The sequence below is a fragment of the Methylobacterium sp. 13MFTsu3.1M2 genome, assembly GCF_900112625.1.
Classification (GTDB): domain Bacteria; phylum Pseudomonadota; class Alphaproteobacteria; order Rhizobiales; family Beijerinckiaceae; genus Methylobacterium.
The window spans coordinates 29115-53829 of sequence record NZ_FOMM01000003.1 but is presented as its reverse complement, the minus strand read 5'-3'; the positions used below and the strand labels follow the sequence as shown (position 1 = coordinate 53829).

Below are 24715 nucleotides of genomic sequence, written 5' to 3'. Positions count from 1 at the left end.
GCTGGTTCCCCGCGGTTGCGGCCCGGACCGATCCCGCCGATATCCGGATCCGGCGCACGGGGCGCCGCGCACGGAGATGCCGCGAGAGCGATGCCGGAGCTTCCAGAGGTCGAGACCGTGCGGCGGGGATTGGCGCCCGCCCTGGTCGGCGCGCGGTTCAGCCGCGTCACCCTGCGCCGGCCCAACCTGCGCTTCCCGTTTCCCGAGCGCTTCGCCGCCCGCCTCGAGGGGCGGACCGTCACGGGCCTCGCGCGCCGGGCGAAGTACCTCACCGCCGCCCTCGACTCGGGCGAGACGCTGGTCATGCATCTCGGCATGAGCGGGCGGTTCGACGTGGCTCTGCCCGACGGCAGCAACCTGTCCCCGGGAGACTTCTACCTCGAGGGCGCCCAGGGCACGCCCCGGCACGACCACGTGGTCATGGCGATGAGCACCGGCGCCACGGTGACCTACAACGACGCCCGCCGCTTCGGCTTCATGGATCTGGTCCCGAGCGCGGAGCTCGCGGCCTGCCGCCACTTCGCCCGGATGGGCGTGGAGCCCCTCGACGGGCTGACCGGGGCTGTGATCGCGCAGCTCTTCCGCCACAAGATCGCGCCGCTGAAGGCCGCCCTGCTCGATCAGCGCCTGATCGCGGGCCTCGGCAACATCTACGTGTGCGAGGCGCTGCACCGGGCGCGCCTGCATCCGGAGGCGCCGGCCGGGAGCCTCGCCCGGCCGGACGGGCGCCCGACGCCCAAGGCCAACGCCCTGGCCAAGGCGATCGTGCAGGTCCTCGAGGAGGCCGTGAAGGCCGGCGGCTCGACCCTGCGCGACTACGCCCACACGGACGGCAGCGCGGGCGCGTTCCAGCACGCCTTCCGGGTCTACGACCGGGTCGGCCTGCCCTGCAGCCGGCCCGGATGCGCCGGCGCGATCACCCGCATCGTGCAGGCGAACCGCTCGACCTTCTACTGCGCCACCTGCCAGCCCCCGGGCTGAGCGCGCCGATCGGCGCCTATCGCGCCGCGGAACGGCAATTTCGCCACAAACCCGACTAGGGTTACGCCCCTCGACGTGCGCACCCGGTTGCGGGCAGCCGATCCCGGCCCGCGACGCGTGACGGGTCGCGCGGGCCCAGACAGGATCCCGATGTTCTTCCGCCGCTCAAAGACGCCCGCGCCCGAGACCGCCGCGCAGGATCCGACGGACGAGCCCGCCCTGCCGCAGCGGCTGTCGCCGCGCTCGCCCGGCGAGGCGATCAAGCCGACCGTCGCGCCCCCGCCGCCGGAGAAGCCCGAGCGCGAGCGGAGCGGCCTCGTGGGCCTGATCAGCGGCGCCCTGACCTTCGCGGTCGTCATCGCCATCGCGGCGATGATCGGGATCACGCTGTTCCAGCGGCAGGTGCGCGAGCCGGGACCGCTCGCGGCCGACAAGGTCGTGGTCATCCCGACCCACAGCGGAACGGCCGAGATCGCCGAGACCCTGAAGCGCGAGGGCGTGATCGACCATACCGGCCTGTTCGAGTTCGCCGCCCGCTTCGGCGGCCGGCCGGCGCTGCGGGCGGGTGAGTACGTCTTCAAGGCGCACGCGAGCATCTCCGACGCGCTCGACACGATCGCCACGGGCCGGCAGGTCCAGCACGCCATCACCTTCCCGGAGGGCCTGACCTCCGAGCAGATCGTCACCCGCCTCAACGACAACGACGTGCTCGCCGGCGAGATCAACGAGATCCCCCCGGAAGGCTCGCTCCTGCCGGACACCTACAAGTTCGAGCGCGGCGCCACCCGGCAGCAGATCGTCAACCTGATGAAGGCCAAGCAGCGCGAGGTCCTGAACCAGATCTGGCTGCGGCGCAGCGCCGACGTGCCGGTGCGGACCCCGGCCGAGATGGTGACCCTCGCCTCCATCGTCGAGAAGGAGACCGGCCGCGCCGACGAGCGGCCCCGGGTGGCCGGGGTCTTCATCAACCGCCTCAACAAGCGGATGAAGCTGCAATCCGATCCCACGATCGTCTACGGGCTCGTGGGCGGGCGCGGCACCCTCGGCCGCGGGATCCTGCGCTCCGAGATCGACCGGCCGACCCCCTACAACACCTACGTGATCGAGGGCCTGCCGCCGGGGCCGATCGCCAATCCCGGCCGCGCCGCCCTGGAGGCGGTGGCCAACCCGTCCCGGACCAAGGACCTGTACTTCGTCGCGGACGGCACCGGCGGCCACGCCTTCGCCGATTCCCTCGAGGCGCACCAGCGCAACGTCGCCCGCTGGCGGGCGGTCGAGAAGAGCCGGCAGGCGCCGCCGGACGCCGTCGACAAGGTCGAGCCGAGCCCGGACTCGACCACGCCGGGCCGCGCCTCGGCCTACGCGCCGGGCGGCGCCCCCGCGGGCAACGGGATCAACACCAACGCGGCCTTCGCCCTGGATACCGGCACGCCGGGCACGCGCGCCTTCGACGCCTCCGAGGGCACCCGCCTCGATCCCCTCAAGAACCGCAGCTACGATCTGGGCTCGCCCAAGACGGTCCCGACCCTGAGCGAGCCGGCACCGGCGCCGCGGGGCCGCCGCTAGGCAGCGGCGCCGGTCCGCGCCGCCGGCTTCGGCGCCGTCGAGGCCGCCCTCAATGCGCCCGCGGGTTCCGCGGGCGCCGCGGCGCCTCTGGCGGCTCACCCGACAGCGAGGCCGCGATCTGCCGTCCCAGCTCGTAGAGCAGCGCTTCGAGCAGCGGCTGCACCCGCGTCGCCTCGCCGGGCCCGAGATCGCCGACCAGCTCCCACAGGCGCATCGCGTAATCGGCCATCCGCTCGACGGCGGTCCCCGGCTCGGTCGGAGCCCCGAGAAAACCGACCGGCGGCTCGTACGGGCCGTCGACCCGGCTGTCGGTGATGTCGATCACGATGCCCCGACCGTAGATGTGCCCGTCCGCGCGGCGCTGGAACCGGCCCCGCGCCAGGACCCAGCGCACGACGCCCGGCGCGGGCACGATGCGGTGCTCCCAGGCGAAGAGACCGCCCTCCTCGCGGACGCGACGGCGCTCGCTCTGGTCCCGGGCGAGGTCCTCCGGGTGGAAGAGCGCGGAGAGCTGCTCCCAGGTGATGCCGTCCGCCGCCTCGGCCTCGGTCAGGCCGAAGATCCGCGCCATCGTCGCGTCCCCGCGCACGCATCCCGTGTGCGGCGCATCCTCCCAGATGCCGACGCCCAGCGCGGACATCCCGAACGGCGTGAGCGCGGTCCTCCCCAATACTGATCGCGGCATGCGCCATCCGAGTTCATGTGCAGACGAGCGGGATTTCGAGCACACCTTCACTGCGGAATGCAACGTCGGCCGCGCGACACGAAAGTGAAAACGTGACCACCGCGACCGCCCGGGCGACGGCGGACGGGGCCCGCTTCGCGGGCGGGCGGCCCTACCGGTCCCAACAGCGTGCCGGGTGCCGCTCGACTGCACGGCGCCGCCCGAGATGGCCGGGCGCGCGGCGCGTCCGACGCGCGCCCGACGCGCCTCGCGACGCGGCGACGGCGGCGACCGGCCTCTTCCCACCGGAGTGATCCGTGCTACAGGCCCCGATCTTCACGGGGACGGGGGTCGGCGTGGCCCAGATCGCGAGCATGACCGGTTTCGCCCGGACGGCGGGCAGTGCCGGACCGGTGCACTGGGCCTGGGAGGTCCGCAGCGTCAACGGGCGCGGCCTCGACGTGCGCACCCGCGTGCCGGCGGGCTATGACGGGCTCGGCGAGACCGCGCGCACCGCGCTCCAGAAGACACTCACCCGCGGGCAGTGCCAGGTGACGCTGACCCTCACCAAGCCGGAGACGACCGCGCGGGTGCGGATCAACGAGACGCTCCTGGCGAGCCTCGCCCAGGCGGTGGCCCGGGTGCCGGTCCCCGAGGGCGTGGCCCCCGCCACGATGGACGGGCTGCTCGGCGTGCGCGGCGTGATCGAGGTCGAGGACGAGGCGGCCGACACCGACACCCTCGCCCGGGACCTGGCCGCGGGCGTGGTCCAGCTGGTCGCGGATCTCGTCGAGGCGCGCCGCGCCGAGGGGCGCCAGCTCGAGCAGGTCGTCACCGCCCAGGTCGACCGGATCGCCGCGCTGACCCAGGCGGCCGAGGAGAACCCGGCCCGCCAGCCCGAGGCCGTGCGGGCACGGCTGGACGCGGTTGTCGCGGCCCTCGGCGGCAGCGGCCTCGACCCGGACCGCCTGCACCAAGAGGCGATGCTGCTCGCCGGCAAGGCGGATGTCCGCGAGGAGCTGGACCGGCTCCGCGCCCACGTGGCGAGCGCCCGGGACCTACTGGCGGCCGGTGGCGCGATCGGCCGGCGGCTGGACTTCCTGGCCCAGGAATTCGGCCGCGAGGCCAACACCCTGTGCGCCAAGGCCAACGATATCAGCCTGTCGCGGATCGGACTCGACCTGAAGGCCGTGGTCGAGCAGTTCCGCGAGCAGGTGCAGAACATCGAATGATGCCGGGCACGATGCTGGGCACGATGCCGGATCGGGACGTGAGGATACGGATGCGAAACGTCTGGGAGCCACGCGCATGACCGAGCCGGCCGGGAGCGTCTCCGACTCGATCGCGCGGCGCGGGTTGATCCTGATCCTCTCCTCGCCTTCGGGCGCGGGAAAGACCACCCTGACGCGGGCGATCGCGCAGGATCCGAGCTGGGCGCTCGACCTGTCGATCTCGGTGACCACGCGGGGGCGGCGCCCCTCGGAGATCGACGGGCGGCACTACCATTTCATCGATCGCGAGGCGTTCGACGACCTGCGCGAGCGCGACGATCTGCTCGAATGGGCCGAGGTGCACGGCAACTTCTACGGCACGCCCCGTCGGCCGGTGGAGAAGGTGCTGGGCTCCGGCCGGGACATGATCTTCGACATCGACTACCAGGGCACGCGGCAGGTGCGCTCCAAGCTCGCCCAGGACGTGGTGACGGTCTTCATCCTGCCGCCCAGCATGGCCGAGCTGCGCCAGCGCCTGGAGCGCCGGGCGGAGGATTCCGCCGAGACGATCGAGAAGCGTCTCGCCAACGCCCGGACCGAGATCCAGCGCTGGGTCGAGTACGACTACGTCATCGTCAACGACGACCTGCAGAACGCCTTCCGGGCCCTCCAGGGGATTCTGGCGGCCGAGCGTCTCCGGCGGGCGCGCCGCACCGGACTCGCCCCCTTCGTCGAGGGCCTGCTGGCCGAGACGCCGTGATCCGGCCCTGGAGCGCTCTCCGCCGAAGTGGATACCGGTCCGGCGCAAGAGAGCGTGTCAAGACACAGGCTTGGAGCCGTGCTCGGTTGCTGCGCGATCGCGCACGGCTCTAGCGGCGGATCAGCACGACGCCGCCGATCAGGAGCGCGATCCCCAGGAGGCGCGGCAGGTCGACGGGCCGCTGCGCGAGGCCGAGCAGGCCGGCGTGGTCGAACAGCACCGAGGCGACCATCTGGCCCGTGACGAGGAGCGCGAAGAAGGTCGCGGCGCCGAGCTTCGGGACCAGCAGGATCGCGAGGCCGATGAACACCGCGCCGAACAGGCCGCCGCTCCAGGTCCACCACGGGATGCGCTCCGCCACGCCGGCCGTCGGCACCGGGTCGCGCAAGGCGGCGGCGAGGAGCGCCATGCAGGCGAGCCCGACCGCGTAGCTGGAGACGCCGGCCCAGGACGCCGAGTCGAGGCCCGCGCGGAGATTCGCGTTCAGGATCTGCTGCAGGACGAGGCCGGCGCCCGCCAGCACGGCGAGCAGGGCGGAGAGCGCGAAGGCGAGCATTGCGGGACGGGTCTCGGGGTCGGGACGGCGGGCGGCATTGACAACCGTCCCGGCCGATGCCGTCAAATGCCGCGCTGACCCGCGTCCATGCAGTTTCGGCATGATGAACCCCGCACATCTCGACCTCTTCCGCGCCGTGATGCGCCACGGCGGCATGACGCGGGCCGCCGAGGTCCTGGGCATCGGGCAGCCCCATATCAGCCGCGCCATCGCGCAGCTGGAGGCGGCCCTCGGCTTCGCGTTGTTCGTGCGCGGGCACGGCAACGCGTTCCCGACCCCGGAGGGCGAGGCCTTCGCCCAGGAGGTCGCGCAGACCTACGCGGGCCTCGATCACCTGCAGCAGGCCGCGCGCCGGATCCGCGAGCGCGGCACCGGCGGATTGCGCGTCGCCTGCCAGCCCTCCCTGGCCGCCGGATTGCTGCCGCGCGCCATTCGCCGCCTCGACGCGGAATGCCCGGATCTGCGCATCTCGGTCCACGTCCCCAGCCCCGACACGATCTGGTCGTGGACCGCCTCGGGCCAGTGTGACCTCGGCCTCGCCCGGCCGCGCTCCGGCCATGCCGGGGTGAGCGCCGAGCCGTTCCTGCGGGTCGCGGCCGTGTGCGCGCTGCCCCGCGGGCACGCCCTGGCCCGCCGGCGCGTCGTCACGGCGGCGGACCTCGCCGGGGTGCCGCTGATCGCGGCCGGGTCGAGCCCCGTGCAGTCGGCCACCGAGGCGGCCTTCGCGAGCGCCGGCGCGACGCCGCGCTTCGCCCTGATGGCCGCGTACACGGCGGCCCGCTGCGGCCTCGTCGCCGAGGGACTCGGCGCCGCCATCGTCGATCCGGTCCCGGCACGGGCGCTCGGCGGGCTGCCCATCGTGCTGCGGCCGTTCCGGCCCGAGATCCCCATCGAGACGCTGCTGCTCCGGCCGGCAGGCCGGCCACCGGGGCGGCTCGTCGAGCGGCTGATGCTCCATCTGGCGGCGGAGCGCGACGCCCTCGGCGCCGCCTGAGCGGCTCAGGCGGCGGCCGGCAGCTCCGGGACCGGGCAGAGCCACGCGCGCATCGCCGCGAAGGTCGACACGGCCGCGCCAGTGAGCGCGGCCTCCGCGGCCGGGTCGTCGCCGAACGCGTCCAGGCGCGTGCGGAAGGCGGCCCACATCGCCCCCGCGGCGGGCCCGTGCGCCCGGTAATAGGCGAGCCCCGCGTCGGAGAAGCCGTGCAGGCCGGCGATGTGGCGGCCGATCAGCTGCCCGCCGAGGGTCGATCCCTCCAGCACGTAGAGCGCGCCCGTGGCGGCGGCCGGCCCGCGGAGAACCGGAGCGGCCGGTCTCGGGAGCGCCGCGACCGCGCCGGGCTGGAGGCCGAGATGGACGAGGTCGGCCGCGAGGAGCGCGAGTCGGCGGCGCGGCGCCAGGAACGGCTCGTCGGCGAGCCCGGACCCGATGGCCGATTCCCAGACCGCGTGGAAGCCGTAGAGGCGTCCCAGCAGATCCCGGTAGCCGCCGAGCGTCGCCACCCGCGCCTGCCAGTCGAGGGACGCCTCCAGCGCCCGGTGGGCCGGATCGGTCGCGGCGCGCAGCCGCGCGTGCAGGCCTTCGCGGGATCTCACGCGGTGATCGTGAAGCAGGCGCCGGGGGTGTTGGCGACGGTGAGCTTGGCGTTGATCTGGTCGAGCATCGCCCGGATCAGCTTCATGCCCAGGCCGGAGCCCTTGCTCCGCGCCTTGGCGTCCGCCCAGTCGTCGGGCAGGCCGGCCCCGTCGTCGCAGACGCGCAGCTGGATCTCGCCGGGGCCGGAGGCCGAGACTCTGACCTCGACGCGGCCGATGCCCGCCGGGTTGGCCGCGTATTTGAAGGCGTTGGTGACGAGTTCCGTGGCGATCAGCGAGAGCGCCACGGCCTTGCGGTAGGGCACCATCAGGCCGGGCTCCGCCGACAGGTCGACCGCGTGCCCGTCGCCGGCCAGCCCCGCGAGGTCGTTGCACAGGCTCTCGATGGTCTGGCCGAGATCGACCTCGTCGAACCGATCCGCTTGGTACAGGCTGTCGTGCACCCGCGCGACGCTCATCACCCGCGCGGAGGTGTCGGCGAAGGCCTGCCGGGCCTCGCCGTCGGCGATCTGGCGCCGCTGCATCTGCAGGAAGGCCGAGACGATCTGCAGGGAGTTCTTGACCCGGTGGTCGATCTCCCGCGTGAGCAGGTCCTTCTGCTCGAGCAGACGCTCCTTCTCGGCGAGCAGGCCGGTGAGCTCGTCGATCTTGCGCCGCTGGCGCAGTACCACGCCCTCGACCGCCTCGGCCAAGGAGCCGGCCAGTTGGACCTGCCATTCCGCGAACGGCGCGGCGAAGCCGGTGCGCTCCTCGACCCAGCGCTCGAACGAGCGGCGGGGCAGCACCGCCACGGGACCGCTTCCGGCGAGCACGGGCTTGCGCGGGTCGCCGCCCCACGTGACCGTGCTGGGCACCTCGGGCCGGAACCAAACCAGCAAGTTCTCGCGCGAATCGTCCACGAAGGCCGCGAGCAGGCCGCTGGCGATCTCGCGATGCGGCCCGGCCTCCGGAAAATCGGCGCCGAAGCTGTCGCTGCTGTAGACGACCTCGCCCTCCGGCACGCGCGCCCGCAGCCAGCTGGCGATCGCCGCCACCATCTCGGCCGGCGGGGTCCGGCCGATCAGCGTGACCCGCTCGCCCGAGACGATGCCGGCGCCGGTGGCGCTGAACAGGTCGAGCAGCGTCGTCGTCCCGGCCGTCAGGGCGGCCACGAAGTCGTCGGATCGCGTCAGGCCGCGCACGAGGCGCCCCTCGACGTCGAGATGCGCCTGCCGCTCGGCCCAGAGGCGGCGCGACTCGATCTCCTGCACCCGCATGGCGAAGGCGTCGGTGAGCACCGTGGCGGCCGCGCGCGTCTCCGGCGTGACGTAGTGCGGGCGGCGGTGGTGGCCGATCATCAGGCCCCACAGCCGTCCCTCGACCATGATCGAGATCGACATGGACCCGTTCACGCCGAGGTTGCGCTGGTACTCCAGGTGGATCGGCGAGAGCGTGCGGTGCTGGGCGAAGGTCAGGTCGATCGGGCCGTTGCCGGCGCCGGGGGCCGAGACCAGCCCGACCGGGACGCTGTCACGGTCGATGACGAAGCGGCTCTTGGCCTTGGTGTAGAGGGCCCGGGCCTGGGCGGGAATGTCGGAGGCGGGGAAACGCAGGCCCAGCAGGCTGCGCGACCAGCCCGGCACCTTGTCCTCGGCCACGGCCTCGCCGTTCCAGTCCGGGTCGAAACGGTAGACCAGCACCGCCTCGAAACCGGTCAGGGCCCTGATCTCGAGGGCCGCGATCCGGGCGGCCTCGGCCAGGGTCCCGGCCTCGCGCAGGCGACCGACGGCCAGCTCGGTATCGACCTGGCTCGCCGTGGCGAAATCGTCGGCCGAATCCGGCTCCAGTTCCATCTCGACGATGACGCGGCCGGCATGGGCGTGGACGACGGCGTGATAGGCGCCGCGATCCGGGAAGGTCAGGGTCCGGCGGATGGAGGCGCCGTCCTCGAGGGTCCCGCTCGCCAGCCGCGCGCGGATCGCCGCGACGACCTCCGCCGGAAGCACGTCCGCCAGGGGCCGGCCCGCCAGCGGCGGCTCGATCGGGTCGATGATCTCGCCGACATTGGCCGAGTAGGCCGCGACCAGGAGGGTTCCGGCATCGGCCGCGAGCATAACGGCGTTGGGCTGGATCGAGCCCGGGATGTGGATCGGCTCGCGCTCGCAGAGGCTGGCATCCACCGGCTCGGCGCGCACCCGCCGGCCGATCGCCGCCATCACGGCCTCGCGCGACAGGTCGGCGCCGAGGCTCTCGACGGGATCGATGGTCAGCCACGTCACCGGGCGCGTGCCGCCGATCTGGCCGTGACGCATGTGGATCCGGGCCCGGAGCGGCTGCGGTAGCCGGCCGAAGACGTATTCGAAGGTCTCGTCCAGGGCGCCGCGGCGCGCCCCCGCCAGGAACCGGCCGCGGAAGCTCGGCACGTTGGTGCCCGGCATCACGTCGCAGAAATAGTCGCGCCCGAGGACGGCCTCGCGCGACAGCCCGGAGATCGCGCTCGCGCCCTCGCTGAAGGCCACGACGGTGCCGGCCGCATCGAGCCCGATCACGCCCTGGTCCAGGCGGTCGAGCGCGTCCGGCGCGATGACGTCGAGATCGACGTCCGTATCGGGGGCCTGGCTGGGCGGCATCAGGAGCGAAACCGGCTCATTCAGACCGGTATGGCGACCGAAATGGCCGAGCGCAATGCTAGTGATGTCAGCAAGATCAACGCCTCAGCTTCTCTGTATGATCTTAGACATAATACTGATAAGCCCTTCTTCAACCGTAGGATGGTACACCGGGCGATCATGCACGGCCTGGGCCGTCTGCTTGTCGGCGACGGCGTACGTGAGCAGGTGCGCGAGGTGTTCCACGGCCGGCCCGAGCATCTCGCCCCCGAGCAGTCGCCCGGACCGATCGGCCCAGATCCGCATGCCGCCGCGGTTCAGTCCCTCCACGCGGGCGCGCCCCTGGTCGGAGAAATCCAGGGCGCCGACGATCCGTCGATCGTCCTCCGGGTCGTAGGGTGCGCCGATCACCGCCGCCTGGGGATGGGTGAAGACCATCGCGAGGCTCGTCCACGGCTCCGGCGTCGCGACCGGGCGGCCCGCCACGAGGGCGGCCGCGTTGGCGCCCGCGATCGTGCCCTGGCGGCTCGCCTCGTGCAGCACCGGTCGCCAGCCGTCGACGTCGCCGGCGATCAGGATCGGTGCCCCGGCGCAGACGAGGCTGCGCCGGTCGAAGTCCGGCACGCCCGTCTCGCCGATTCGAAGGCCGGTCGCCTCCAGCCCGAGGGGCTCCAGGTTCGGAGAACGGCCGGTGGCGGCCAGCACCCGCGCCGCCCGCGTGACCTGGTCGCGACCGTGGCGGTCGACCCAGTCGAGACGCACGCCGTCGCTGTCCGCAACGGCGTCCCGAACCTCGGCGCCGAGGTGAAGATCCATCTCCGAAGCGAAGATCGCGGCGGCCTGCCGGGCGAGGTCGGGCTCGGTCAGGCCGGCGACGGTGTCGCCCGCGTCGATGACCGTGACGGCGACGCCGAGCCGGGCCATGGCCTGGGCGATCTCGATCCCGACGGCACCGGCCCCGAGAACGGCCAGCGAGGCCGGGAGATCGGGGATCTCGAAGAGCGTGTCGGTGGTGAGGACGTCCGCGCCGAGGCCCCGCAGGGGCTCCGGGACGATCGGGCTCGAGCCCGTGGCGATGACCGCGGCCCGGAAGCGGATCCGGATCGCGTCGTCGATCAGCAGGGTGCGGTCGCTCTCGAACCGCGCCGTGCCGCCGAGGCGCTCGTCTTCGGGGAGATCGTCGAGACCTTCGAGGACGCTGCCGACGAACCGGTCGCGCTCTTCGCGGAGGCGCCGCAGCACGGCGGGCCCGTCCACCGCGACGTCCGGAACCCGGATGCCGAACTGGTCGGCGGTGCGGGCCGCGTGGGCGGCGGTGCCCGCGGCAATCAGGAGTTTCGAGGGCATGCAGCCGACCCGCGCGCAGGTCGTGCCGCCGGGGCCGCGCTCGATCAGGACCGACCGCGCCCCCGCCGCCGTCGCGGCGCGATGGGCCGCGATTCCGGCGGTCCCGGCACCGATCACCGCCACGTCGTAGTCGAGTTCGCGCATCAGCATTCCGGACCGTCCGCCGGGGCCAAAGCGTCACGGCTCAGGTTCGTTCCGCCTGCGCGCTCTCGTCTCAGCCCGGCCTGGACCGGCCGGGGCCCCGCGCGCTCAGGCGGCGCGGAGCCGGCGTGTCAGGCGCTGCGGCCAGGGGCCGTGCCGCCGAGGTGGAACACCCGGTGCGGGACCAGCTCGCCGCGCTCCACGTCGCCCACGGCGACCAGGATCCCGGCGCAGGTCGCGAAGGCCTTGCCCTCCACCGGGGCGTCGCGGCCCCGCAGGATGACCGACTGCCCCCGCATCAGGCGCAGGCCCAGATCGCGCGACACCGCGACCTCCGGGATGGCGTCGAGGGCCGTCTCCACCGGTCGCAGGTAGGCGAGGGCCGCCTCGGGGCTGCCGTCGGTCAGGGCCGAGACCGGGCAGGCCTCGGCTTCCGAGAAGGGGCCGACGCGGGTCCGGCGCAGGGCGGCCACGTGGCCGTAGCAGCCGAGCATCCGGCCGAGATCGCGGGCCAGCGCCCGCACGTAGGTGCCCTTGCCGCACTCCGCTTCGATCACGGTGCGCTCGCCGTCGTGCTCGACGATGGCGAGCCGGTCGATCTGCACCGGCCGGGCGACCAGTTCCACGGTCTCGCCCTCGCGGGCGAGGTCGTAGGCGCGCTCGCCCTGGATCTTGATGGCCGAGTAGCGCGGCGGCACCTGCTCGATCGCGCCCACGAAGGCCGGCAGCGCCGCCTCGACCGCCGCCCGGTCCGGGCGGGCGTCGCTCGTCGCGACGGGACGCCCCTCGGCATCGTCGGTGTCGGTCTCGATGCCCCACTGGACGGTGAACCGGTAGGCCTTGCGGCCGTCCATCACGAACGGGACGGTCTTGGTCGCCTCGCCGAGGGCGATCGGCAGGATGCCGGAGGCCAGCGGGTCGAGGGTGCCGGCGTGGCCGGCCTTCTTGGCGTTGAAGGCGCGCTTCACCACTGCGACCGCGTGGGTCGAGGTCATGCCGACATGCTTGTCGAGGATCACCCAGCCCGAGACGTCCCGGCGCTTCGGCCGGTCCGGACGCGGCCCGCGCTGCGGACGGCGCCCCTCCGGCCCGCGGCGCTCAGCGCTCGGCGGGGGAGCCTGGCGCTCGGCCGGCGGAAAATCTTCCATGGAAACCGTCATGTCCGCGTGTCCCCCGGGGTCGATGCCCCGTCCCTTTCTGCTTGGTATCGGGACTCAATGCCCCGTCCCAGTCTCCGGTTCGTCGTCCTCGGGCCCGGACTCGAGGTCCCGCTGGACCCGCTCGTCCCGCAGCAGCCGGTCGATGCGCGCGGCCTCGTCGAAGGTCTCGTCCCGCCGGAACCGCAGTTCCGGCGCGAATTTCAGGTTCACCCGCCGGGCCACCTCCTGGCGCAGCACCTTCCGGTGGCGCTCCAGGGCGGCGATCACCGGCGCCTCGTCGAGGCCGCCGAGCGGCATCACGTAGGCCGTGGCGAGCTTCAGGTCCGGCGACATCCGCACCTCCGGCACGGTCACGACATGCGTGCCGAGCACCGGATCCTGGATATCGCCGCGCTGGAGCACCTCGGCCAGCGCGTGGCGCACGAGTTCGGCCACGCGCTGCTGGCGCTGCGAGGGGCCGGTGGAGGTCGGTTTCTGGGCCATTCTGTCTCGGGCCGGCCCGCCGGAGCGGACGGCGCACGTCCTGAAAAAAGAAAAGACGGCCGCGGCAGGTGCCGCGGCCGCCCTGTCCGGATGAGTCCGGAGCGTCAGAGGGTGCGGCGGATCTCCTCGACCCGGTAGCACTCGATCACGTCGCCCGCGCGCATGTTCTCGAAGTTCTCGAAGGCCATGCCGCACTCCTGACCGGAGGTGACTTCCTTCGCGTCGTCCTTGAAACGCTTGAGCGTCTTGAGCTTGCCCTCGTGGATCACGACGCTGTCGCGGATGAGGCGGACATGCGCGCCGCGCTCCACGATGCCGTCGGTGACGCGGCAACCCGCGACCTTGCCGACCTTGGAGACCTCGAAAACCTCCTGGATCGTCGCCTCGCCCAGGCGCTCCTCGCGGAGCGTCGGCGGCAGCATCCCCGACAGCGTGGCTTTGATGTCGTCCACGAGGTCGTAGATGATGTTGTAGTAGCGGATCTCGATGCCCGCCCGCTCGGCGGCCTCGCGGGCCTCCTTGTGGGCGCGCACGTTGAAGCCGATGACGACGGCCTTCGACGCCTGCGCCAGGGTGATGTCCGACTCGGTGATGCCGCCGACGCCGGCCAGGAGGATGCGGGCCGCGACCTCGTCGTTGCCGAGCTTCTCCAGGGCGCCCGAGATCGCCTCGACCGAGCCCTGCACGTCGCCCTTGATGACGACCGGCAGCTCCTTGCGGCCGGCGCCTTCCTTGAGGTCGCGCATCATGTCGACCAGCGAGCGGTTGGCACCGCCGGTCCGCGCGTTCTGGCGCTCCCGCTTCTGACGGGCGCGGTATTCGGTGACCTCGCGGGCGCGGGCCTCGTTCGGCACCACGATCACGCGGTCGCCGGCATCCGGCGTGCCGTTGAAGCCCAGCACCTCCACCGGCACCGACGGCCCGGCGTACTGCACGTTCTCGCCGAGATCGTCGATCAGGGCGCGCACGCGGCCCCACTCGGCGCCCGCGACGACGATGTCGCCGGTGAACAGGGTGCCGCGCTGGACCAGGACCGTGGCCACGGGGCCGCGGCCGCGGTCGAGCTGGGCCTCGATGACCGTGCCCTCGCCGTCGCGCTTCTCGTTCGCGCGCAGGTTCATGATCTCGGCCTGGATCTGGATGCCCTCCAGGAGCTGCGGCAGGCCGGCGCCGGTCTTGGCCGAGACCTCGAACTCGAGGGTCTCACCGCCCATCGACTCGACCTGGATGTCGTGCTGCAGCAGCTCCGTGCGGACCCGCTCCGGCTTGGCGTCCGGCTTGTCGATCTTGTTGACCGCGATGATCATCGGGACACCGGCCGCCTTGGCGTGCTGGATGGCCTCGATGGTCTGGGGCATGACGCCGTCGTCGGCCGCCACCACGATCACCACGATATCGGTGACCTTGGCGCCGCGGGCGCGCATCGACGTGAACGCCGCGTGGCCCGGGGTGTCGATGAAGGTGATCATGTCGCCGGAGGGCGACGCGACCTGATAGGCGCCGATGTGCTGGGTGATGCCGCCGGCCTCGCCCTCGACCACGTTCTCCTTGCGGATCGCGTCGAGCAGCGACGTCTTGCCGTGGTCGACGTGGCCCATGATGGTGACCACCGGCGGACGGGGATCGAGATCCTCCTCCAGATCCGGCTCGTCGGAGGAGAGGCCCTCCTCGACGTCGGACTCGGCGACGCGGCGCACCGTGTGGCCGAGTTCCTCGGCGATGAGCTGGGCGGTGTCCGAGTCGATCACGTCGGTGATCTTGTGGATCTGGCCCTGCTTCATCAGCAGACGGATCACGTCCACGGCCCGCTCCGACATGCGGTTGGCGAGTTCCTGGATGGTGATCGTCTCGGGGATCGTCACCTCGCGGGACAGCTTCTCCTTCTGCTCCACGTGGCCGCGGCCGCTCATGCGCTGCTGGCGGCGGCGGAACGAGGCGACCGAGCGCGTGCGCTCGTCCTCGCCCGAGGTCGCGTTGGCGATGGTCAGGCGGCCGCGGTTGCGGTCGCCGCCCGGGGATTTCGGGGTCTTCGGCGGCGCGATGATCTTGAGCGGCATGCCGGGACGGCGGATCACCCGCTTGGTCTCGGACTCGTCCTCGTTGGTCTGGGCACCGCGACCGGCGGGGCGCGCCGCGGCCCCCGCGCCGGCGGGACGCGCGGCGGTCGCCGGCGTCGCGCTCTTCTCGGGCTCGGGCGCCGGAGCCGGACGGGCCATGAAGTTGAGGTCGCGCGGCTTGCGCGAGTCGGCCGTGATGGTCTTGCGCGGCTCGCCCGTGGAGGGGCGCGGCGTCAGCGGCGGGCGCGGAGCGGCCGGAGCCGCGGCGGAGGCAGCCGGGCGCGCGGCGGCCGGACGGGCCGCCTCGGGCTGACGGGCCGGCGCTGCCGCGGGGCGCGCCGGCGCCGCGGCGGCGGGACGGGCAGCGGCCGGCTGGGCCGGCGCCTCGGCCGGACGGGCCGGTGTCGCGGCGGGGGCGTCGGCCGCGGGTGCGGGTGCGGGGGCGGCGGCCTGAGCCTCGGCGGCCTTGGCAGCGTCAGCCGCCGCCGCAGCGGCGGCCGCAGCCGCGGCCTTGCGCTCCTCGTCCTCGCGACGGCGGGCCTCGGCGGTCTCGCGCTCGCGGCGGGCCTGCTCCTCGGCCTCGCGACGGCGCGCCTCGGCCTCGGCCTCCACCTTGCGGCGGGCCTCGGCCTCGCGGCGCTGCGCGTCGGCGAGGGCGGCGGCGCGGGCCGCACTCTCCTGCTCGCTCAGGGTGCGCAGGACGACCCCCGAAGCGGCGCGCTGCGCCGGACGCGGGGCCGGCGCCGTCGGCGCGGGGGCCGCCGGGCGCGGGGCGGGCGCGGGTTCACGGGCAGGGGCGGCCGGCGCCGCACCGATGACGCGGCGCTTCACCGTCTCGACCACGACCTGCTTGGAGCGGCCATGGGAGAAGCTCTGACGCACGGTGCCCGCCTCGATCGGCCGCTTGAGGCCGAGCGGCTTCGGGGAAGTCCGGTTCAGAGTCTTGTCGCCCGGGTTGTTCGTATCGCTCATTCAGCCTGAACCCTGAGGGTTTCCATCGTCCCGTGAACCGACACCCGGTGGCGCCGGTCAAAATAGTCCTGCGTCGTCAACGTGAGGCTTCGTCGATCCCGCCGATTCGGGCTGGATCGGGCTCCCCGGTCGCCGCGGCGGCGCCCTCGAAGGAGCGTAGCCGACGCCAACGCGACAGGCAGCCGGCGGCTCCGGCTCCTGCGACGAGCGCAGCGTGTATCACATGATCCCGACCTAAGGCCATGTCCAATTCGTCCTCGGACAGGTCATCGATGATCGGGATCCTTGACATGGCCCCGCCGTGGCGCCTGTGCAAGGCCGACGCGATCTTCCGCCGGCCGTCCGGGCTCGCCTCGGCGGCATGAATCACCGCAATGGCGCCCGGCTGCCCGCCGATCGCGGCCTCGACCTTCGAGAAGCCCGCGACCACGCAGCCCGCCTTGTTGGCCATGGCGATGGCCTGCCGCAGGTCGTCCCGCAGCCCGGCGGCGATCCGGTCCGGCAGGTCGGGGGCGGCCGGGGTCGGCCCCTTGAACGCCCGCGAGAACAGGTTCTTCCGCACCGCGGTCGCGACAGCCTCGCGCCGGGCGCTGATCCAGGCGCCGCGGCCCGGAAGCTTGGCGCGCAGGTCGGGCACGACGCTACCGTCCGGCCCGCGCACGAACCGGATCATCGCGTCCGGCGCCTGGACGACGCGCGTGACGATGCAGGTCCGCTCGGGCGAGCGGCGGCCGGGGCCGGCATCGAGCCCCCCGGCATCCAGCCCGTCCTCGGGCAGGGTCGTGTCGACCGCGACCATCGCGCCTCCGCCGCCGGCGCCCGCCTCAGGCCTCGGCCTGCGCGGGGGCGGCCTCGTCGCCCTCGGCCGCCTCGGCACCCTCCTCGGCCTCCGGCTCCGGCAGGGCCTCGATCCAGCCGGCCTTCAGGCGGGCGGCCATGATCAGGGCCTCGGCCTCGGCGCGGGACAGGTCGAACCCGTCGAGGTAGCCGGCGTGGCGCACGGCCTCGGGACCGCGGCCCTCCGTGTAGCCGACGAGGTCGTCGGTGGCGCAGCCCGCCAGATCCTCGACGGTCTTCACGTCGTTCTCGCCGAGGGCGACCATCATGGGCGTGGTGATGCCCTCGATCTCGCGCAGCTCGTCGGCGACGCCGAGCTCGGTGCGGCGGGCGTCGTGCGCCTGCTCGATCCGGGCGAGGTGGTCCTGGGCGCGGGCCTGGATCTCCGTGCCGGTCTCCTCGTCGAGACCCTGGATGCCGGAGAGCTCCTGGATGTCGACGTAGGCGATCTCCTCGACGTTGCGGAAGCCTTCCGCGGCGAGCAGCTGGCCGACGGTCTCGTCGACGTCGAGCGCCTCCATGAACACCTGGGTCCGCTCGGCGAACTCCTTCTGGCGCCGCTCCGATTCCTCGGCCTCGGTCAGGATGTCGATGTCCCAGCCGGTGAGCTGCGAGGCGAGGCGCACGTTCTGGCCGCGGCGGCCGATCGCCAGCGACAGCTGGTCGTCCGGCACCACCACCTCGATGCGGTCGGCCTCCTCGTCGAGCACCACCTTCACCACCTCGGCGGGCTGGAGGGCGTTGACGATGAAGGTCGCCTCGTCCTCGGACCACGGGATGATGTCGATCTTCTCACCCTGCAGCTCGCCGACGACGGCCTGCACGCGAGATCCCCGCATACCCACGCAGGCGCCCACGGGATCGATGCTGCCGTCGCGCGAGATCACCGCGATCTTGGCGCGCGAGCCCGGATCGCGGGCCACCGCCTTCACCTCGACGATGCCGTCGTAGATCTCCGGCACTTCCTGGCCGAACAGCTTGGCCATGAACTGCGGGTGCGAGCGCGACAGGAAGATCTGCGGGCCGCGCACTTCCGAGCGCACGTCGAACAGGTAGGAGCGGATGCGGTCGCCCGGCCGGAAGGTCTCGCGCGGGATCATCTCGTCCCGGCGCACGATGCCCTCGCCGCGGCCGAGATCGACGATGACGTTGCCGTACTCGACCCGCTTCACGATGCCGTTGAGGATCTCGCCGATGCGGTCCTTGTACTCGTCGAACTGGCGGGCGCGCTCGGCGTCGCGCACCTTCTGGACGATGACCTGCTTGGCCGACTGCGCGGCCACGCGGCCGAAATCGAAGGGCGGCAGGGTGTCGGAGATGACGTCGCCGACCAGCGCGCCCGGGTTGTAGCGGCGGGCCTGGTCGAGGGTGATCTCGCGGGCGTCGTTCTCCACCTGATCGACGACCAGGAGGTGGCGCGAGAGGCGCAGCGCCCCGGTCTTCGGGTCGATCTCGGCGTGAACGTCGGTCTCGGCGCCGTAGCGCGAGCGGGCGGCCTTGGCGATCGCCTCCTCCATCGCGTCGATCACGATGGAGCGGTCGATCACCTTCTCGCGGGCGACCGCGTCGGCGATCTGGAGGAGTTCGAGCCTGTTGGCGCTGACGACGGCCATCGGTGTCGGTCCTTCTCTTCCGTCAAATCTTCGGGCCGGCCGCCGGGCGGCCGGCGCGGGGGTCTCAGTGCAGGGAGTCGCGGTCCTTGAGCCGGGACGCCTTGGTCACGACCGGCTTCTTCGGGCCGGTCCGGGCCTGTTTCTGGGGCTTGGCCGCGGGGCTGGCCTTGCGGGGGCCCTTCGGCTGGAACGGCGCGCGCGCCGGCGGCGCGCTCTCCGCGGCGTCCTCCTCGTCCTCGGCCTCGTCGGCCTCGTCCGTGGCGGGCGGCCCGCCGCGGCGCAGCGACTCGCGGATCAGCTCGTCGGTGAGGACGAGATGGGCCTCGGCGAGGTCCTTCAGCGGCAGGTCGATGCGGCTCGGCAGCCCTTCCTTCACGTCGGGCAGGTCGATCGGGACGGTCGCGCCCGTCGGGTCCGGCGCGCCGAGGATGCCGCGGAAGCGCTTGCGCCCGTCGAGCGGCGGGCTCAGCTCGACCTTGGCCTCGTAGCCGGCCCAGCGGGCGAAGTCCGAGACCCGCACCAGCGGCCGGTCGATCCCCGGCGAGGACACTTCGAGGTTGTAGGCGCCGCCCACCGGGTCGTCGACGTCGAGGATCGGCGAGATCGCGCGGCTCACCGCCTCGCAATCGTCGATCGTGAAGGTGCCGTCCGGCCGCTCCGCCATGATCTGCACGGTGCAGCCGTTGACGTTGGACATCCGCACCCGGACCAGCCGGAAGCCGAGGCCCGCGAGTGGCCCCTCGATCGCCTGCGCGACGCGCGCGGCGACTCCGGCCTCGCGGACGAGGCGCTTCTCGGACAGATCCGCTTCAATCTCGGACGACATGGGTGTTTAGCGCGCAACCTTCGCGGCGTTCTGCCTGGCCGCCCGCGGCGTGGGGCCTCGCGCGGCGAGAGGGTGTGCGGCGAAAAAAAAGAGCGGACCCGGTGGGGCCCACTCCCGAACCGCAGCCTCTCGACTGCCATCAGAACTGTTGAGAGCTAGATAGCGGCCCTCGGCCCGGAGCGCAAGGTGGATCCGCCGCGCCGCGCAACCCTGCCCGTCCCCAGCTCCGCCTCATCCTTCGATGTCGCGCTTCGCGGCCACCTCAGGATGAGGGGATCGGTCGAAGATCGGCCGCGTCTCAGCCGCTGCGCGGCACCCGCCCCTCCAGCGGATAGGCCGGATCGTTGTAGCCCGGCGTCGTCGGATGCCCCGCGGCCACGAACCCGTCGACCAGCGCCTCGTCCTCCGGGGTGAAGGCGTAGTCGAGGGCGCCGAGATATTCCTGCCACTGCGCCTCCGTCCGCGGCCCGGCGATCACGCCCGTGACGAGGCGGTTGTTCAGCACCCAGGCGGTGGCGAACTGGCCGGCCGTGATGCCGCGGGCCTCGGCGTGCTCCCTCAGGGTCCGGGCGATGCGCAGGGATTCCGGGCGCCACTCGGTCTGCATCATCCGGGCGTCCTGGCGGCCGGCGCGCGACTCGGCCGGCGGCGGCGCGTCGGGGTCGTACTTGCCGGTGAGCACGCCGCGCGCGAGCGGCGAGTACGGCATCACGCCGAGCCCGAAATGCGCGCAGGCGGGCAGGTGCTCGGTCTCGGGCATCCGGTTGAAGGCGTTGTAGTAGGGCTGGCTCACCACCGGCCGGTCGATCCCGGCCTCGTCGCAGAGCCGACAGATCTCGGCGACCCGCCAGGAGCGGTGATTCGAGACGCCGAAATGGCGGATCTTGCCCGCCCGCACGAGGTCGGCGATCGCCCGGACCGTCTCGGCCAGCGGCGTGTCGTGGTCCTCCTTGTGGAGGTAGTAGATGTCGATGAAATCCGTGCCGAGGCGGCGCAGGCTGTCCTCGGCCGCCTTCATCACGTGGACCCGCGAGAGGCCGCGGTCGTTGACGCCCGGCCCGGTCGGGTTGGCGACCTTGGTGGCCAGGACCCAGGCGTCGCGCTCCGCCCGGATCGCCCGGCCGGTGATCTCCTCCGAGCGGCCCTCCGTGTAGACGTTGGCCGTGTCGATGAAGTTGATCCCGGCCTCCCGGGCGCTGGCGACGACGCGGCCGGCCGTGGCCTCGTCGGTGGGGCCGCCGAACATCATCGTGCCGAGGCAGATCGGCGAGACCTTGAGGCCCGAGCGGCCGAGCGTGCGATACTGCATGGGATCCCTCCAACGTCCGTCGTCCCGCTATCTCGCCGCGGGAACGGCGCGGTCAACCACAACACAGGTCAACGCCGCCCTGTAACCCGCGAACGCCCGCGGCGAACCGACCCGTGACGGCACCGATGGCCCGGGCAGCCGTTCCCGCCGGTGGCCCGGGCCATCGGCGCGGCGCCGTCGTCCACCGCGAAGCTTCCGTTCGGACCCATGATCGATCGCTCGGCCGCCGCCCTCGGCATCCCCCTCCCCTGGCTCGACCGGGCCGGCCGCCTCTCCTGGCTGAAGCTCGCGGTGTTCGCGTGCTGCGTCGCGCCCGCGCTCTACCTCGCGGCCGCCTACCGGCTCGACGCCCTCGGGGCGAAGCCGATCACCGCGCTGATCCACGCCACCGGCGAGTGGGCGGTGCGCTTCCTGCTCTTCTCGCTGGCGATCTCGCCGCTGCGCCGCCTCGCGGACTGGCCGAAGGTCCTCGTCGTGCGGCGCATGCTCGGCGTCACCGTGATGGCCTACGCGGTGGCCCATCTGACCCTCTACGCCGTCGACCAGAACCTGATCCTCACCAAGGTGATCTCCGAGATCGCGCTCCGGCTCTACCTGACGATCGGCTTCGTGGCCCTGATCGGCCTGATCGCCTTAGGGTTGACCTCCACGGACGCGGCGATCCGCAACCTCGGCCCGAACTGGAACCGCCTGCACCGCCTCACCTACACGATCGCCGTGGCGGCCCTGGTCCACTACTTCCTGCAGTCGAAGATCGACGTCACCGACCCGGTCTTCTCGGCGGGCCTGTTCCTGCTGCTGATGGGCTGGCGGGTGATGCGGCGCTTCCAGTGGCCGGAGCGGCCCTGGTCGCTCCTCTTCCTGGCGATCGTGGCCGGGCTCGCGACCGCCGGCCTGGAGGCCGCGTGGTACGGCCTCGCCAGCGGTGTGCCGGCCAACCTCGTCCTCGCCGCCAACCTGGACTTCTCCGGGCCGATCCGGCCGGCCTGGTGGGTGCTGGCCGTCGGCCTGTCGCTCCCGCTCGTGGCGCTCGTGCGCGGCCCGAAGGCCCCGGCACCGGGCAGGCGACCGGACCGGGCGGCCCGCCGGGTGCCTATCCGGGAACCCGTCCGGGAGCCCGTCCGGGAGCCCTTGTCGCCGTCGGCCTGATGCCGCAGAACCCGCTCCCGGTCCTCCGCCGCCGGCGGCCCCGGGCCCAGCGGAGCTTTCGAGACGCCATGCGCGGCACGCCTCTCCTGATCGCGGGCTTGCTCGCGCCGACCCTCGCCTTCGCGACGCCCCCCGCGACCCAGGCCGCGAAGCCGGCCGCCAAGGCGGCGCCCGCCGCGCCGCCGGCCGCCGCCGCGCCGGCAGCCGCGGCCTGCACGCCGCCCGCGCCGCCGCCGGCCTCCGCGCGCCCGGCCAAGCCGGAGCTGCCGCCGAAGCCCGCCTGCCTCGACGCCAAGGAGGGCTGCCCGGGCTGGGAGGCCTACAGCTACAACGACGCGATCAAGGCCTATAACCTGCAGGCGCAGGCCTTCCGGCCGATCGCCGAGGCCTACCTGCAGAAGCTCAATGCCTACGTGAAGGCGAGCGCGGACTACGCCCAATGCGAAGTGAACGCGATGCAGAAGTAGCCGGCTGAACGGCGGCCGACACCGCGGCTCGGAGGCGGTTCAGGCACCCGGTCGCATCTTCCGGCGATGATGGCCGCGATCCCCGCGTGCCCGCTCACGCCGAGGCCACCGTGCCCGCTCGTCGTCTCCTCTTACGAACCGGCTTCTGCGCCCTGCTCCTCGCCGCCGGCCCGGCCCTGGCCGCCGATTTCGACGGCCCCTACCCGCCGCACGGCGACGGCGGGCCCGCCCAGGACGACGAGCCGGAGCGCCGGCCACCGCCGCCCCCGCCCCCTCCGGGACCGCGGCCCGAACCCGAAATCCGCGGTCCCCGCTTCACAGCGGCGCCCCCAGAAGCGTCCCCGGAGGCGTGCCGGGAATTCGTGCGGCGGCGCTTCGGTCCGGACGGGGAGCCGGTGCTGCGACGGGTGCGGGTCTGCGACGAGCCGGTCGTCGACCGCGGGCCGCCGCCGCCTCCCCCGCCGCCGGAGGACATCCCGCCCCGTCGCTGGGGCGGGCCGCGCTGGTAGCGCGGGAATCCGGCTCAGATGCGGGCCGGCGCCTTCCTGAGGGCGGCCGCGAAGGCCTTGAGCTGGCGGTTCAGATCCGCCAGCTCGTTCAGCGCGATGGTCTTGTGGCCGTCGCGGACCGCGCGCTCGATATCCTCGACCTGCAGGTCGACGAGGCGGCGGATGGCGGTGGCGACTTGTTGTCGGGTCATCGATTCGAGCGTCTCGTCCGAGCGTCCTGGCGGGCCTCAACGGACGGCCGGTGCGCGGCCGTCGACACGTTTCGGTGATAGGCCGGTAGGCTTAACCGATGGTGTCCGCGGCCCCGCCGTTCACAGGGGATCGGGCCCTAGCGGCGCTCGCGCATCTCGCTGCGGCGCATCGGCATCGCGTCGATGGTGGCGAACAGCCTCTGCGGCGCGATCGGCGCCGCTTCGGTGATCTTGGCACCCCCGTCCTTGCCGACCAGGACCGCGCGGAAGCTGTCCGCGGGCAGGCCGAGGCGCTCGCGCAGGGCCCGCGCCTCGGCCCCCGCGCCGACCGCTTCGAGCACCACGAGGTCGCGCTCGGCGACGCCGGTGCGGACCGAGGCCAGCGCCGTCCGCTGCGCCCGGAGCTGCGCGTCCCCGGCCTCGGGCGCCGACAGCACCAGCACCCGCGCCCGGTCGCGATAGACGTCGAGGGGACCGGCCAGGGCGGCCCCCGCCGCCATAGCTGCCAGCCCGAGTCCCAGTGCCGTCTCCCGCATGCAACCGCTCCGCGCTCTCGAGTCGGGACAACGCGCGACTCGGCCGCGCGATCGCGGCGGCGCGATCGCGGCGGCGCGTTTGCCTCGCGGGCCCGGCGCCCCAGATCGGGGCGGAAGCCCGTGTCCCGGAGTCCGGAATGACCACCGCCATGAACCGCCGCATCGTCCTGGCCTCGCGCCCGCACGGCGAGCCGCGGCCCGAGAATTTCCGCCTGGAGGAGGTGCCGGTGCCGCAGCCCGGACCCGGCCAGGTCCTCCTGCGCACCCGCTGGCTGTCGCTGGACCCCTACATGCGCGGCCGGATGAGCGACGCGAAATCCTACGCGGCGCCCGTCGAGATCGGCGCGCCGATCACCGCCGAGACGGTGGGCGAGGTGGTCGCCTCCAACCACCCCGATCACGCCGTGGGCGACCTGCTGACAGCCTTCGCGGGCTGGCAGGAGTACGTCGTCACCGACGCCAAGGGCTCGCGCAAGGTCGACCCCGATGCCGCCCCGCCCTCCACGGCGCTGGGCGTGCTCGGGATGCCGGGCATGACCGCCTATACCGGCCTCCTCAACATCGGCCGGCCGAAATTCGGCGAGACCGTCGTGGTGGCCGCCGCCGCCGGCCCCGTGGGCTCCCTGGTCGGCCAGATCGCCAAGATCCACGGCGCCCGCGCCGTCGGGATCGCGGGCGGCCCCGAGAAGTGCCGCTACCTCACCGAGGAGCTCGGCTTCGACGCCGCGATCGACCATCGCGGGTCCGACCTGCCGGGCGCGCTGGCGGCCGCCTGCCCGAAGGGCATCGACGTGTACTTCGAGAATGTCGGCGGCGCGGTCTTCGCCGCCGTGCTGCCGCTGCTCAACCCGTTCGCGCGGATCCCGGTCTGCGGCCTCGTCTCCGCCTACAACGCCACCGAGGTGCCCCCCGGCCCGGACCGCCTGCCCGGCCTGATGCGCGCGGTCCTGACCAACCGGCTGCACATCCAGGGCTTCATCGTCTGGGACTTCGCCGAGCAGGCGGACATGTTCCGCAAGGAGGTCGCCGGCTGGATCCAGGACGGGCGCGTCCGCTACCGCGAGGACGTGGTCGAGGGGCTGGAGAACGCCCCGGACGCGTTCATCGGCCTGTTGAAAGGTCGGAATTTCGGCAAGCTCGTCGTCCGCGTCGCCTGAGAGCGGCTTGCTGCCGAAACGGAACGGATATAGAACAAATCG

The 24715-nt window shown here is 73.1% G+C and carries 23 protein-coding genes; 9 read left to right on the top strand and 14 right to left on the bottom strand.

The annotated features are described in order from the left end of the window. The first annotated feature begins 90 nt into the window (after positions 1–90). Positions 91–981 carry a bifunctional DNA-formamidopyrimidine glycosylase/DNA-(apurinic or apyrimidinic site) lyase gene (mutM, locus tag BM314_RS02340; protein ID WP_056525801.1) on the top strand — a complete coding sequence of 297 codons (891 nt, stop codon included), beginning with the start codon at positions 91–93 and terminating at the stop codon, positions 979–981. 150 nt (positions 982–1131) lie between these two features. Then, the gene (gene mltG / locus BM314_RS02335) at positions 1132–2547 is read left to right on the top strand and encodes an endolytic transglycosylase MltG (protein ID WP_091976715.1); all 1416 of its coding nucleotides are present in this window, start codon (positions 1132–1134) and stop codon (positions 2545–2547) included. A 49-nt stretch (positions 2548–2596) separates the two neighbouring features. Here mltG and BM314_RS02330 read toward each other — a convergent pair whose 3' ends face one another. Further along, positions 2597–3232 (bottom strand): PAS domain-containing protein, encoded by a 636-nt coding sequence (locus BM314_RS02330; protein ID WP_244539826.1) that lies wholly within the window; start codon positions 3230–3232, stop codon positions 2597–2599. A gap of 353 nt (positions 3233–3585) precedes the next feature. Here BM314_RS02330 and BM314_RS02325 point away from each other — a divergent pair, with 353 nt between their 5' ends. After that, on the top strand, positions 3586–4443 hold the full coding sequence (locus BM314_RS02325; protein ID WP_091976892.1) for a YicC/YloC family endoribonuclease: 858 nt from the start codon (positions 3586–3588) through the stop codon (positions 4441–4443). A 76-nt stretch (positions 4444–4519) separates the two neighbouring features. Continuing rightward, positions 4520–5182, top strand: a complete 663-nt coding sequence (gene gmk, locus BM314_RS02320; protein WP_056525786.1) for a guanylate kinase — start codon at positions 4520–4522, stop codon at positions 5180–5182. Between the two features lie 109 nt (positions 5183–5291). Here the strand turns inward: gmk and BM314_RS02315 are convergent, their stop codons facing one another. Next, a complete protein-coding gene (locus BM314_RS02315) occupies positions 5292–5738 on the bottom strand; it encodes a DMT family transporter (protein WP_020092709.1) in 447 nt (148 codons plus the stop codon). A gap of 100 nt (positions 5739–5838) precedes the next feature. Here BM314_RS02315 and BM314_RS02310 point away from each other — a divergent pair, with 100 nt between their 5' ends. Further along, on the top strand, positions 5839–6732 hold the full coding sequence (locus tag BM314_RS02310) for a LysR family transcriptional regulator (protein WP_091976711.1): 894 nt from the start codon (positions 5839–5841) through the stop codon (positions 6730–6732). A gap of 5 nt (positions 6733–6737) precedes the next feature. Here the strand turns inward: BM314_RS02310 and BM314_RS02305 are convergent, their stop codons facing one another. From BM314_RS02305 to BM314_RS02260, 10 genes are all read right to left on the bottom strand, one after another. Then, on the bottom strand, positions 6738–7331 hold the full coding sequence (locus BM314_RS02305; protein ID WP_091976710.1) for a biliverdin-producing heme oxygenase: 594 nt from the start codon (positions 7329–7331) through the stop codon (positions 6738–6740). Then, a complete protein-coding gene (locus BM314_RS02300) occupies positions 7328–9940 on the bottom strand; it encodes a histidine kinase dimerization/phosphoacceptor domain -containing protein (RefSeq protein WP_091976708.1) in 2613 nt (870 codons plus the stop codon). Before BM314_RS02300 ends, BM314_RS02305 begins: the two co-directional genes overlap by 4 nt. Before the next feature lie 84 nt (positions 9941–10024). Then, positions 10025–11410 (bottom strand): dihydrolipoyl dehydrogenase, encoded by a 1386-nt coding sequence (locus BM314_RS02295; protein ID WP_091976890.1) that lies wholly within the window; start codon positions 11408–11410, stop codon positions 10025–10027. A gap of 128 nt (positions 11411–11538) precedes the next feature. Next, positions 11539–12555: a tRNA pseudouridine(55) synthase TruB gene (truB, locus tag BM314_RS02290; RefSeq protein WP_056525771.1), complete on the bottom strand. Its 1017-nt coding sequence runs from the start codon at positions 12553–12555 to the stop codon at positions 11539–11541. A 66-nt stretch (positions 12556–12621) separates the two neighbouring features. Then, a complete protein-coding gene (gene rbfA, locus BM314_RS02285) occupies positions 12622–13050 on the bottom strand; it encodes a 30S ribosome-binding factor RbfA (RefSeq protein WP_020092715.1) in 429 nt (142 codons plus the stop codon). Between the two features lie 104 nt (positions 13051–13154). After that, positions 13155–16079 carry a translation initiation factor IF-2 gene (gene infB, locus BM314_RS02280; RefSeq protein ID WP_091976707.1) on the bottom strand — a complete coding sequence of 975 codons (2925 nt, stop codon included), beginning with the start codon at positions 16077–16079 and terminating at the stop codon, positions 13155–13157. 76 nt (positions 16080–16155) lie between these two features. Then, complete coding sequence (locus tag BM314_RS02275; RefSeq protein WP_020092717.1) at positions 16156–16878, bottom strand: RNA-binding protein; 723 nt, start codon at positions 16876–16878, stop codon at positions 16156–16158. A gap of 25 nt (positions 16879–16903) precedes the next feature. Further along, positions 16904–18529 (bottom strand): transcription termination factor NusA, encoded by a 1626-nt coding sequence (gene nusA / locus BM314_RS02270; protein WP_091679718.1) that lies wholly within the window; start codon positions 18527–18529, stop codon positions 16904–16906. A 64-nt stretch (positions 18530–18593) separates the two neighbouring features. Next, positions 18594–19355 carry a ribosome maturation factor RimP gene (rimP, locus tag BM314_RS02265; RefSeq protein WP_091679719.1) on the bottom strand — a complete coding sequence of 254 codons (762 nt, stop codon included), beginning with the start codon at positions 19353–19355 and terminating at the stop codon, positions 18594–18596. Between the two features lie 298 nt (positions 19356–19653). Next, a complete protein-coding gene (locus tag BM314_RS02260) occupies positions 19654–20664 on the bottom strand; it encodes an aldo/keto reductase (RefSeq protein WP_091976705.1) in 1011 nt (336 codons plus the stop codon). 207 nt (positions 20665–20871) lie between these two features. Between BM314_RS02260 and BM314_RS02255 the strand changes: the two genes are divergently transcribed. The 3 genes from BM314_RS02255 (at position 20872) to BM314_RS30075 (ending at position 22789) form a co-directional block, all read left to right on the top strand. Beyond that, positions 20872–21813: a protein-methionine-sulfoxide reductase heme-binding subunit MsrQ gene (locus BM314_RS02255; protein ID WP_091976889.1), complete on the top strand. Its 942-nt coding sequence runs from the start codon at positions 20872–20874 to the stop codon at positions 21811–21813. A gap of 68 nt (positions 21814–21881) precedes the next feature. Continuing rightward, the gene (locus BM314_RS02250) at positions 21882–22280 is read left to right on the top strand and encodes a hypothetical protein (protein WP_020092722.1); all 399 of its coding nucleotides are present in this window, start codon (positions 21882–21884) and stop codon (positions 22278–22280) included. A 110-nt stretch (positions 22281–22390) separates the two neighbouring features. Beyond that, positions 22391–22789, top strand: coding sequence for a hypothetical protein (locus BM314_RS30075; protein WP_170868021.1), 399 nt, complete (start codon positions 22391–22393; stop codon positions 22787–22789). A gap of 14 nt (positions 22790–22803) precedes the next feature. Here the strand turns inward: BM314_RS30075 and BM314_RS30450 are convergent, their stop codons facing one another. Both BM314_RS30450 and BM314_RS02245 read right to left on the bottom strand, forming a co-directional pair. After that, entirely contained in the window at positions 22804–22980 is a 177-nt protein-coding gene (locus tag BM314_RS30450) for a hypothetical protein (protein ID WP_012320668.1), read from the bottom strand. 137 nt (positions 22981–23117) lie between these two features. Then, the gene (locus BM314_RS02245) at positions 23118–23516 is read right to left on the bottom strand and encodes a DUF4174 domain-containing protein (protein ID WP_091976703.1); all 399 of its coding nucleotides are present in this window, start codon (positions 23514–23516) and stop codon (positions 23118–23120) included. Between the two features lie 137 nt (positions 23517–23653). Here BM314_RS02245 and BM314_RS02240 point away from each other — a divergent pair, with 137 nt between their 5' ends. Then, complete coding sequence (locus tag BM314_RS02240; protein ID WP_091976702.1) at positions 23654–24673, top strand: NADP-dependent oxidoreductase; 1020 nt, start codon at positions 23654–23656, stop codon at positions 24671–24673. Positions 24674–24715 lie beyond the last annotated feature (42 nt).